This window comes from Halalkalibaculum sp. DA384, assembly GCF_043951955.1.
Taxonomy (GTDB): domain Bacteria; phylum Bacteroidota; class Rhodothermia; order Balneolales; family Balneolaceae; genus JAMQKA01.
In genome coordinates this window covers 1-12,502 of the sequence record NZ_JBINJE010000056.1, presented here as the reverse complement: position 1 = coordinate 12,502, position 12,502 = coordinate 1, and the positions used below count along the sequence as shown (strand labels likewise).

At 41.4% G+C, this 12,502-nt stretch carries 8 protein-coding genes; all 8 read right to left on the bottom strand.

The genetic code is table 11. From position 1 onward, the window contains the following. Positions 1-38: 38 nt before the first annotated feature. The 8 genes from ACG2E4_RS17780 to ACG2E4_RS17745 all read right to left on the bottom strand — a co-directional run bounded on the left by ACG2E4_RS17780 (position 39) and on the right by ACG2E4_RS17745 (position 11,969). Positions 39-1,436 carry an enolase C-terminal domain-like protein gene (locus tag ACG2E4_RS17780; RefSeq protein ID WP_395277429.1) on the bottom strand — a complete coding sequence of 466 codons (1,398 nt, stop codon included), beginning with the start codon at positions 1,434-1,436 and terminating at the stop codon, positions 39-41. Positions 1,437-1,492: 56 nt separating this feature from the next. Continuing rightward, positions 1,493-2,797, bottom strand: a complete 1,305-nt coding sequence (locus tag ACG2E4_RS17775; protein ID WP_395277428.1) for an amidohydrolase/deacetylase family metallohydrolase — start codon at positions 2,795-2,797, stop codon at positions 1,493-1,495. Beyond that, a complete protein-coding gene (locus ACG2E4_RS17770; protein ID WP_395277427.1) occupies positions 2,790-3,290 on the bottom strand; it encodes a RidA family protein in 501 nt (166 codons plus the stop codon). Before ACG2E4_RS17770 ends, ACG2E4_RS17775 begins: the two co-directional genes overlap by 8 nt. A 286-nt stretch (positions 3,291-3,576) precedes the next feature. Beyond that, positions 3,577-4,812 carry an aminotransferase class V-fold PLP-dependent enzyme gene (locus tag ACG2E4_RS17765; protein WP_395277426.1) on the bottom strand — a complete coding sequence of 412 codons (1,236 nt, stop codon included), beginning with the start codon at positions 4,810-4,812 and terminating at the stop codon, positions 3,577-3,579. Between the two features lie 230 nt (positions 4,813-5,042). After that, entirely contained in the window at positions 5,043-6,530 is a 1,488-nt protein-coding gene (locus tag ACG2E4_RS17760; RefSeq protein WP_395277425.1) for a RagB/SusD family nutrient uptake outer membrane protein, read from the bottom strand. A gap of 39 nt (positions 6,531-6,569) precedes the next feature. Beyond that, positions 6,570-10,034, bottom strand: coding sequence for a SusC/RagA family TonB-linked outer membrane protein (locus tag ACG2E4_RS17755; protein ID WP_395277423.1), 3,465 nt, complete (start codon positions 10,032-10,034; stop codon positions 6,570-6,572). A 45-nt stretch (positions 10,035-10,079) separates the two neighbouring features. Then, positions 10,080-11,144 (bottom strand): FecR family protein, encoded by a 1,065-nt coding sequence (locus ACG2E4_RS17750; protein ID WP_395277422.1) that lies wholly within the window; start codon positions 11,142-11,144, stop codon positions 10,080-10,082. A gap of 246 nt (positions 11,145-11,390) precedes the next feature. Beyond that, positions 11,391-11,969, bottom strand: coding sequence for an RNA polymerase sigma factor (locus ACG2E4_RS17745; RefSeq protein WP_395277421.1), 579 nt, complete (start codon positions 11,967-11,969; stop codon positions 11,391-11,393). Positions 11,970-12,502 lie beyond the last annotated feature (533 nt).

Here is a 12,502-nt window from a genome sequence, read left to right as displayed (position 1 = left end):
AACCCTGCAAAGGGTTGCGTTGGTCCAACTATTCTATCTCAGCTCCAAAGCCGATCCCAGGAGCGCACCTCGTCCCACTCGGGGGTCGGGGCAAAATATTCAGCATCTTCTTCAAGATGCTCCTTGATCATCTCCTCATTCAACTCTACACCAATTCCCGGTTGTTCGGGAACGTTGACATAACCATCCTGAACAATTGGTTTTTCTATTCCGGTAACGAGGTCTTCCCACCAGGGATCATCAACCGAATGGTGTTCAAGCCACATAAAATTTTCAGTGGCCGCTGCACTATGTACACAACCCAAAAAAGAAACAGGGGAAGCAGCGTGATGATGCATCATCGCTATCCCATTCTGTGCCGCATAGTCACCAATTTTTTTCGTTTCCAATATACCTCCAGCGGAATTCGGATCTGGATGGACAATATTCACTGCCTGCTTGTCAATCAGCGGCTTAAATCCTTCTAGCCCGAAGATATCTTCTCCAGTTAATGTGGGCGTTGTTGTGTTTTCGGTTATTTCTCGCCATTGGTCAGTATACTGCCAAGGAATTAGGTCTTCTACATAAGCCAAGGTATATGGCTCCGTGGCTTGAGCTATTTTTATCGCCTCATTAACACCGAAATGTCCCCAGTGATCAGTACCCAGCGGAATCTCATAACCAATTTGGTCCCGCGTTACTTCAATATATTTCATCAACTCCTCAATCCCCTTGTCTGTAATCTGAACGCGAGTAAAAGGATGTTTGGTCTGACCATAGCTGCCATGGTGCGAACTCCATGCCTGCATACCCCCCGGTTGATCTTCCCAAAACTCATCATTCACCACCGTACCGGGGATATCTCGAATAAGATCAATCCCAATGTCCATCTTAAGAGCTGTATAACCCTGATCAATTCGTCCCTGCATGCGCTGTGCAAATATTTGCGGATCTGACTCTTGGGGCGTATCGGCATAAACTCGGATTTTGTCGCGATACTTGCCTCCCAGCATTTGGTAAACTGGTACCCCATACGCCTTACCAGCCAAGTCCCAGAGAGCCATCTCCACACCGGAAACGCCGCCGCCCTGTCGACCATGGTGGGCAAACTGTTTAATTATCTTGTACAAGCGTTCGACATTACAGGGATTTTCTCCCAAAATTCTACTTTTAAGCATCAGAGCGTAACGAGGATCTGCTCCATCACGCACATCTCCATGTCCCATAATACCTTGATTGGTGTATATCCTGATAATAGGAGCCGCGTCATTGACATGGGCAATACGCATGTCGGTAATTTCCAGTTCGGAAGGATTGGAGTTTCTATTGACATTTTTTGTAGCATGAGCAAGCTGGTCTTCTATTGGGGCCAAGGTCAAACCAGCAAGACTGATCCCCCCAAGTCCTGCCTTTTTTAAAAAATCGCGTCGGCTGGTTTTATATTTATTTTTTTTCATAATGAATTTAATATTTGAAATTTACTGAATTCCAGTTTTATGTATCTTTGATGGTTTTAATCTTTCCACATCGGAGCAGTAATCCCATTCAAATCCCAAACGACCTCACCGGCCCTAAGTGTTAGTTCTGCCTGCAATTTCCGGTTACCTGTCATCTTAGCACCCGGATCTGCATCAACAAAACCGAACACCCCTTCCCGTAACTTTAAAACAGTAACATCCGCTACAGCACCCTTGTCCAAGTTGCCCAGTTCCTCCCGCTGGATTACCTGCGCCGGCTGCCATGTGGAGGCGTCAATCACGTCTTGTAAGCTCATGCCCATGTTCAAAAATTTTGACATTACATTGAGCATGTTCTTCATACCGCTATTCATGCTATTAGTATGTAGATCCGTGCTGATTACATCGGGCTTTAGCCCTTGTTTAATAGCCGGTATTGCCGTTTTAAAATTAAAACTGCCACCTCCATGCCCCACACCGAAAACAATACCGCGCCGTTGTGCCTCTAACACGAATGGCCTTAAATTATAATCTTCATCCAAAATTGACTGCCTGGAATCCAAGTTAGCGTAGGTATGAGTAAAAATATCACCAGGACGCAATTTTTCCATGAACAGCGTTTCCAAGGAGAGTGGCGGATCGGCACTCCCAAAATCGATCATAACTGGAACTTTGGCTATTTGACCAGCTTTCACAGCAAGTTCTGTGGGAGTAAAATTATGGCCATTGTAATGGGCCAGTTTAACACCAACAATCTCTTTATTAGTCTGAGCTACGAGAGCAGTTGTTTTCGGGTTCATATCCTGCATATTCTGTTCAACCGCTCCTCCTTTCATCCCGCTTCCTACAATGTTAAGTAACGCCAAGACGCGTGTCTTGGAATGGTCTATCACCTGCTTCTTAAAATGTTTAAAGTTTCGCCAACCAGCCCCACCCGGATCGACGACCGTTGTCACACCAGCCCGGAACGTAAATCCATCGGGTGGAAGCGCATTCATACCATTACTGTATGCGGCTTCAGAATCAGTTCCGTAATAATTATGAGAATGCATGTCAATCAATCCTGGAGTCACGTATAGTCCACTGACATCTACAACCTTGGTCGCCTGTTCTACGGCGATATCATTAGCAACCCTTGCTATTTTACCATCGGCAATTGCTACATCCATTGGTTTATTGATCCTATTTTTAGGATCAATCACGTGCCCATCATCAAGCAACAATTCATAAGACTGGCCATATACGGAGGCAGGAAGGGAAAGCATTACACAATAAAACAGGAGATAGAAAAAGGAACTGATCGATTGAAATTTACTTAGCACTACCATCAATTTTGAGTTAAGGCTAGGTTTATTATTCATTCAAGGCAGCGATACAATCAATTTCGACCAGCGAATCACCCGGAACCCCACCATAGGTTGCAACGGTAGTACGAACCGGTGGATTATCGCCAAACCGACCTCGATAAACCTCATTCATTTTATCATAATCGTTTAAATCAGCCAGATATACATTGACCTTCAGTACTCGTTCCATAGAGGATCCCGCATTCTCAAGTTCTTCTTCCAGGGAGTTCAACACTTCTTCCGTGTGCTTGGTAATATCTCCCTCTTTGTGGTATCCCTTACCCGCCACATAAACTAACCCATCGTGGACCACAGAACTCGAAAAAAGCGGAGGCTGGGAACCTGAAGCCTGCTCTTTGTCCGGGATTCTTGTTATCGAATTGTCGCGACTATTTTCTTTCGCCTGGACTTGGGAAATACCAAACAGTCCGGCACCAAAAGCAGCCACTGAAGCAAACAATGATTTTATTATTGATCGTCGCGATTTCTTCTGATCTGAAAAATCCATACTTATTTAAGTTTTTAATGCTATTTGGATTATTGCTTGAATTACATAAATTATTTTTCTAAGCATACAACATTTAAAATGTCCCGTTTAAGCTAAGAAACAAGTTTTTCTTAAGTTTCAACTTCCAACTAGATAGTTTAGGGCAGACTTTGCGTTAAAAAAATTCCTAGAAATAGACTACTATTCCATAGCAAATAGTTCATTATTCAAAACATAGTAATTATTCAAGAGTGCCTGCTTTGTAGTTACTTCTCAATTACTTAAAATATTAGAAGAATCAACCTTCCTACACTGCTTGTTCAAGCACTTCCTTAATTCGCTGGCCTACAATATCGACTTGCTCTGGTTTCAGTGTTACAACACTTATATTCAGGCCTTCATCATTACCTGAAGTTTCAATTCTTGGATATCCCTCTCTAAGTTCCTTCACCGTTTCCTCAGGGGTTATCTTTACTCTACTCTGATCCCAGCTTACTTTCAATCCTGGAAAATAATTGGCAGGCCCTTCATTTACCTCTGTTTTGCCCTTTACAGTAGGAACGGTTTCAACCTTATCCGCAATATACTTTGTTCGGCCTATCCACTCTTGCCACTCTTTCTCATGATCTCTCTCCAGGAAATCTTCCAAGGCTACCAACATTCCAAACATCTCCTCCTTATTTACCTTCATGGGGCGACCAATAGGAGATTCATGTGGATTAAAATTAAGTTTAGCCGCCTCAATCAAATCTTTACGTCCTAATAAAATTCCGGCACTCTGCGGACCACGAAGCATCTTACCACCTGAAAATGTGACCATATCAAATCCCATTTCCTGATATTTAAACAGGTTTTCTACCGGTGTTACGTCGGCTGCTGCATCATTGAATGTAGGGATGTCATATTTTCTACCAATTGCTATAAACTCTTCACGACTAATACTATATTCATCTATTCCATACCATGATGAAGCCGCATTGAAAAATAATGCCATTACCGTATTCTCATTGATGGCCTCTTCCATTTCTTTGGGTCCTTTGACCTCAACTAATTTTATCCCGGTCATTCTAGCAGCCTGATCGAATACATACCGATGCTCCTTCTGGATAATAACCTCGGGCCGGGGGCCCGGAAGGTTAGGTAATTGATCAATTTTTTTCTGATCTTTCCCTGTAATCGCAGCTGCTGTGCCAATTGTTATTGCGCCTGCTGCGCCGGATGTGACCATTGCAGCTTCACAGTTCAACAATTCAGCAATCCTCTTTCCCACAGCATCCTGAACTTCATACATATTGGCAAATTCATGGGAGGTGGAATTAATTGCCTGAACAACTTCTGGCAACATCAATGACCCAGACAAATAGGTCATGGTACCGCGGGCATTTATTAATGGTTGAATCCCTAATTCTGAGAACAGATTTTGATACTTAGTTGAGTTTGGTCCCTTATTATAATCATTTTGTGATGTGAGCGCTGAGCCTGCCAGCCCCCCCACAAGGGGAAGACTCGCAAGAATTTTTATCATTTTTTTCCTGCTAAGCATAAGAACCCACCCATAAGTTTAATTTAAAATCAACTATTAACTATAAATAGCTATAATCATTTCAGGTTGCTTCTTCAAAAAAGTTGTCGCATACCTTCAAAGAAAATATATTGTATAGCTTACGATTAAATTAATACTTGCCAGTCTACACATAAGAGGTAGATCAGCAAATATTTTCAATACCTTTTCTGCTGATCATGATCATCCCATTCCACAATTAGCATCCAAAACTAGTAGTTGGGATTTTGATCAAGTTCGGGGTTGATATCTACTTCTGCCTGTGGAATAGGGAAATAACGATGTTTCGGTGCCTGGTATCCTATTGGGCCTAACTGTTCTTCACCAAGCCCCCAACGTCTCAGATCATGTAACCGTTGGTATTCAAAAGCCAGCTCTACTCTTCGCTCATGAACGATAGCTTCAAAAACCTCCTGTTCATTACCTACAGGGTACTCAGCAGTGGGATAATGTGGCATATCAACGCTTGGTCGATCACGTATATCATTGAGATATTCTATAGCCTTAGCTTGATCACCGTTTCTATTAGCAGCTTCAGCAGCCATAAGAATGACATCGCCCAACCGAATAATTGGAATATTTCGAGGATTTGCATCTTCAGGGCCAAGATGGGGCAGCATTCCTTTCTTCATCGTATAATCCAAGGGAGTCCATGTCTCACTGTATTGTGTATCACCAAATGGATCACCTTCAGTAAAAACGTTGTAAAACAGCCGAGGATCTTTCCCATCTATTGCGGTTGGCCCGGAATAATCTTCGTATTCATCTACATGATCCTGGGTAGGCAGCAGATTTGCAAATCCTCCGTGTCCCTGAGGTAAATTCAATCGCAGCCTAAGATTTGACTCATTTACCCCTGGCCCATCCTGGCCCGACCATGTACTTCCTCCAACATTAGCATATTGAACTTCAAATATGGACTCTGAGTTATTGTCCTCTACCCAAAGATCTGTATAATCATCAACTAATGAATATTCACCTGAATTGATAACCTTATCAAGTGTTGTTTCAGCCATCTCATAGTTCTCAGCATATAAATATATTTTGCCCAGTAACGCTTGTGCAGCTCCCTTCGTAGCCCTACCCAAGTTTTCACTACTATATTCCGACCTTGTCGGCAGCACTTCAATGGCCTTTTGAAGATCTGAAACCATAAAATCGTAGACCTCTGCTTTGGGAGTTTTCCCAACCGTAGCATTTGAAAGATCGTTGGGATTGGCCTCTTTAATCAAAGGTACATCTCCAAATAAGGTGGTTAGATGCCAATAGTACAACGCCCTCAAAAACTGTGCTTCTGCAATAAATCGGGCTTTCAATGATTCATCCATATCAATTTCAGGAATATGTTGAAGCACCAAATTTGATCTGAATACCCCCTCGTAACATACCTGCCAGACATCATCAATAAATTGAATGGAAGGACTGAAACTCCATGTGTTAAACTCTAATCCTCCTGTGTTATTTACTTCTACATCGTCTGAAGGGCCCTCAACTATTTTAGGATAATCATCACTATACATGTCATTTAATTGCAAGGAAGCATAAGCAGCATTAACTGCGGATTGGGCATCGTCTACAGATTGATAAAAGGTATCTGTGGTTAGTGAACTAGTTGGTTTTATGTCCAAGAAATTATCATTACAGCTTGCATACACTAGAGCTATCAACAATATTGCACTTATTATTTTAATCTGTCTCATAATATTTCCCACTTGGTATTTAAGGATCTTCAATTTTATTTAATTAAAATCAACTTGAACTCCTGCTCTGAACGTCTTTGGTATTGGATATTGACCAAAGTCTACCCCTCTTATAAGTGAACTTTGGTTACCTGAGGTCAAAGTTCCAACTTCCGGATTAAGCCCTCGATATCCCGTTAAAGTTAAGAGATTTGAACCTGACACATATAGGCGGAATCCCGGGACATTTAATCTTTCTCCAAAATCATAACCAATCTGTAGATTTTGAACTCTTAAATATGATCCATCCTCAATAAAACGAGTTGAAGGGCGCACATTTTGATTCGGATCTCCTCTCACAACTCTGGGAACATCAGTGACATCTCCAGGCTCTTGCCAACGATCAAGCATTACAGTCAATGCATTATTATCTCCACTACCCTTCCCTTGAGACAAACCAGCCCAAATCAAGTTATAGATTTGATGACCCTGCTTACCTTGTATAAAGATTGAAGCATCAAATTTTTTAAACTGAAAATTAAAGTTTAATCCGTAAGAAAAATCTGGAAAAGGACTACCAATTATTTTACGGTCATTGGCATTAATTACACCATTACCGTCCAGATCCTTGAACTTTACATCTCCAGGGGCTGCACCGGGCTGATCGGCATGATTGTCTAGGTCCGCCTGATCAACAAACACGCCTTCCATGACCCAGCCATAAAAAGCACCAATCTCTTCACCTTCCCGTGTCATTGACAGCACTTGGTTAGGATCGTTTGTCATTTCTGTAATTATTGGCTCACCGTTGCCCAGTGAAGTAACCTCATTTTTATTTGTTGATATGTTACCTGAAATGGTATACTGAAAATCACCAATATTATTATTGTAATCAGCAGTAAGCTCAAATCCTTCATTATGTAGTGCTCCTGCATTCTGGAATGAACCATTTCCCCGCCGGAGACCAGATGTAGTAGGTATCGGCACACGTAGCAGAACCCCGTCAGTATCTTTTATATAGTAGTCCATCGCCAGAGAAAGACGATTATTAAGAAGTGATATATCCAGACCAATATTCTTTTGTGTGGTCGTTTCCCATTGCAGGTTATTGTTGCCCAACTGCAAGTAGGTAGCTCCCGGAGCAACCGATTGATCTTCTCCAAAAATATATCTCGCATAGGGAGAAATGGTGGCAATTGAGGCAAAATTATCAATTTGTTGGCTACCAACCTGTCCCCAACTTGCTCTAATTGTAAGGTTGTAAATAGCACCAATATTTTCCATAAAGGGCTCGCTAGAGACTACCCAGTTGGCGGATACAGAAGGAAAAATGCCGTAACGATTATTTTCACCGAAACGTGATGATCCATCCCGCCGTAGTGTTGCCATCAAGTTATATTTGTCATCATATCCGTAATTTACACGTCCCATGAATGAACGAAGTGCCCAACCAGTTTCGCTTCCGTTTAAACTTGATTGACCAAAAGCAGCTGCAATTGTAGGCACGTTATTATTTGGAAACTCCGTTGTATTACCACTGATATATTCATACCACGATTTTTGCTGCGAGTAGCCGATTAGAGCTGTCACATCATGTATACCTTTAAACTCATTTTGATAAGTCAATGTATTTTCGATAATGTAATTGTCAGTGTTTGACTTATTCACACTCAAATCGGCAGTAGGATTACTTCGGTTCCCCATCTCATATTTAGGAGTAAAGGTATTATCATGACCAAAAGTAAAATCCCCATTTAAATTCAATCGATAGGTAAGATTTGAGAGAATATCGTATTCGGCATAGACATTACCCAATATTCTATTATTTACGTTTTCTTGATCAGTTAAGGTCCATATACCGATAGCATTATTCCTATCTTGTGGGGAGCGTTCAACTGTTGGACCACAAAACCCACCTAAATTTTCAGGGCAGTAAACCGGGACTGTCGGGGCTTGTTGAAGAAGTTCTTTAAAATTTACTGATGAGGGACTTACAACACCAGTCCATTGAGCCCTACTTAATTCAATAGATTCTCCAATTCTAAAATTTTCACCAATGTCAAAATCACTGTTAATTCTTGCGGAATATCGCTTAAACCCACTTGATGGGATATTACCTTCTTCATTCATATATCCGGTACTAAATGCGTACGTAGCATTTTCATTACCTCCTGATAGAGATAAGGAAAACTCTTGGCTGTAAGCAGGGCTAAATCCCTCCCGGCCCCAATCAGTATCGGTTTTTAAGTTTTCTGACAGTTGAGGTTCTGTTAGTGAAACAGGAAGGGGAACACCTGCATTTTCGTAAGCTTCACTAGAATATTCCACATACTGTTCAGAATTCATCATAGAGAGATAATCAGTAACCACTGACACGCCACCAGACAGGTTAGCTTCTACATTAGTTTCTCCTGCTTGTCCAGATTTTGTGGTAATAATGATCACCCCATTAGCAGCTCGTGCACCATAAATAGCTGAAGCGGAAGCATCCTTCAGCACCTCTACAGACTCAATATTACCAGGGTTAAGGGTGGCAAGGGGATTAATGTTTGTGTTATCACCACTGAATACTGGGACACCATCAATTACGTAAAGCGGATTACTGTTGCCAAAGGTTGCAACACCACGGATATTTATGTCTGCAGCACTTCCGGGAGCACCTGATTTGGTAGATACGTTTACACCTGCAATACGTCCCTGAAGTGCCTTTTGAACACCATCTGCCGTTTGTCCACTGGTAATCTGTTCTCCATCAACAGACGATATCGAACCTGTGATTTCAGACCTTTCTTGCTCTCCATAACCAATTACAACCATTTCCTCCATCGCTATATCTGAAGGTTGAAGTGAAAAGTTTATCGTAAGCTCATTCTCTCCTTCAGTAATAGTAACTTCCTGAGTACTAGTCTCATACCCAATAAATGAAGCAACAAACGTATAGGTCCCTGGTTCAACTCCGGTAATGGTGAACTCACCTTCAGCATTGGTAGAAGATCCAGTTGTTGTCCCCTGTATTGATACATTGGCTCCGGGGAGGGGATCTCCCGTTTGAGCATCAGTAACTGTTCCTCTTACTGTGGCTTGCAGTACTACAGCAAGATCTGGCACTTTTTTCGGTTTCTCCTTTACCACTATTACGTCCTTAGAAGGCGGTAACTTAATCTCCAAGTCGGTGCCATCTAGTAAGCTGTATAGAACCTTGCGTACTGTAATTCCTTCAAATTTTGCTGTTACTTTTTTATCGGGTATAATATCCGGATTAAAGGAAAATCCCACCCTCGCTTTTCTCGCAAGTTGTTTAAGGGCATCAATCAGTGGAGTTTCTTCAAAATCCAAAGAGACTACCCGGGTTTCCTGCGATACACTGTTCGATACCAGTTTTTGCAGCGTCAGCTCCTCCTGCATATTAGCTTTTGCAAATGCTTGTGTCGCTGTACCGCACACAACCATCAATCCGATAAAGAAAAGTAATCTCCTCCAAAAGATATCCATCACACTGCGATCTGTAATCTTTCCTGTTCTCATAAGACTAGTATTAATTTGTTAAGCTTACTGTTTAACAACGCTCACTTACCTTCTCTCCTGGCCTGCTTCCGTTTCGTTTCCTGTAGATTCCAGCTTCTGTTTGTCGTACCATACAATTCCATGATTGCTCTTTCTGTAATTCACATCCAATGACAGGGAAATGACCGAGAGCACCTTCTCCAGTGAGCTGGCTGAAGATACATTGGTGGATAATTTTAAATTTCGCAGGGCTTCATCCTCAATCTGGCAGCTTACCTCATACAGTCGAGAGAGCTGTGTGCAGACCTGATCCAGATTTAAATTTTCAAATACAAGGCGCCCTTTCATCCAATACAGGTAGTTTTCAATTCCAAAATTCTCTACGCTAAACTCTCCTTCTTCCAAATATCCAAACTGCCCTTTACCCAGCAGCACCGAATTTTCTTTTTTCTTTTCAGAACTGCTGACCGACACTTCTCCTTCTACTACTGCCACCTGTACATTTTTGCTGGTCGACAGAGACTTGACGTTAAAGGCAGTCCCCAACACCCTGATAGAGGTCTGTTTCGTATGGATAACAAAAGGCCTGTCCGGGTTCGGAGCCACATCGAAATATGCTTCTCCGGTCATCCGTACCTCCCGAACATTCCCAGATAAACGATCCGGTATCCATATCTTCGAATTGCTGTTTAATCTAATCTGGGTACCATCTGACAGTGTCAGCTGTTTTTGCTGATTATCGAGAGTTTCATAATAGGTTGGATTCGCCTCATCCTCCGTCTGGGGTACCTCATAGTAATTGGAATAGAAGAATAGAGAACCGACCAAGCCTATCAAAAGAATGACAGCCACTCTCCAAATCGGGCTCAAAATTTTATCCTTTTTAAGGCCAAGGTCTTGGGAAGAAGACTTTTTTTGTTGTATTGACTTAAATATACTTTCAGAGTCCAACTCACTATGTACCAAATGAAGATCCGTTTCTTCCAGTTTTCTTATGTCAGCGTCAAGCTTCTCAGTAAGATAACGCCGACCTTCCTTGGTATTAAACCATTCCAAAACCTGTTCAGCTTCTTCACGGGTACAGCTATCTTTAAAATATTTTTCGATTAACTTACGGTCTATGTTTTTCATTATTCCGTCTTATACTTGTCAAAAATCTTTCCCCTTCTACTGTTAATACACATGCCAACAGCAAAGGGTATTAGAATTAATTTTATTTTTTCTAGGAAATTGGAAGGCTCAAAATCACTTTATTCCGATAACAGGAAGGGAGTACCATCCTTACCAGAATATTTCTGGCAGGACATTTTAAAAAAAGATCTTGGAATATTCGACGGGTACAGTTTCAAGAGTAAACTTGTATTCACAATCCTTTGATTAAAAGAGCAAAAGCAACAACAAGTGAATACCGGTATGCTTTTTCAAGTACTTCCTTATAAACTTGCATCCCTGGTAAAACTGGGATTTCACTGTATGTACTGAAACTGATCTCTCTTTGGCCACTCTTGCATTAGTATAATTCTTAAAGACCTTCATTTTAAACACCTCTCTCTTGCCTTCAGATAACTTGGCAACTCCTCTTTCAAGTATTTCCCGGTATTCTTCGCGGTATATTTTATTTTCGATTATATTGTCAACCGGAACCTGTTCTTCTTCCAGCGGGGTATAGTGGGATAGAATTGAGTTTTTTCGGTCCCTTATCATGTTCAGTAGATGGTTCTTAAGCATGGTAAACAGAAAGCTCTTGATCGACCGGGAAGGATCAAGCTCACGCCTCTTGTTCCACAGCTTTACGAAAACATCCTGCAGTGCATCTTCGGCCAGCTCCTTTTCCTTGACATATTTTTTTGCCAGATGGAAAAGCTGTCTGTGATAGCGATCATATATTGCACTAAATGCTTGTTCATTTCCCTTTTTGATTAATTTAACAAGGTCAGTATCATTTTTCTTTTTCATCTGTCTATCCCACTCTCAGGTATTTCCCTTTTAAAAACCGACCATACATCTTCACCACATAGCAGGTTGCTGAAGGCAAGCATGTAAATGGCAAATCTCACTTCAATATCCCTTATTACTCTTCCTTTTTTAAAACTTAGACGCTCAGTTAAAAAAATCAACTATAAACTATTTTGTCCTCTTGACCTTCCAAAACAACAATAAATACAGCAATTAACCGGTTAGTTATACGTATTCGAAGACAGGAATCCATATATTATGCCTTGGAAATACACAATGATCCAACATAGTCCACATTGTGTCCCTAAAATCTATGGCTGTATTTACAGTTCTATTTCATTAAACAGAAGATAATATCGAGATATGGTAAAACAATCTGCGGAGTTAACCAGCTGTAAAACAGTTTTTTATTTTTTTGTCGGTTTGACAGAATTACCCTGGACACTTAGGGAAAAGTGCAACCCTGCAAAGGGTTGCGTTGGTCCAACTATTCTATCTCAGCTCCAAAGCCGATCCCAGGAGCGCACCTCGTC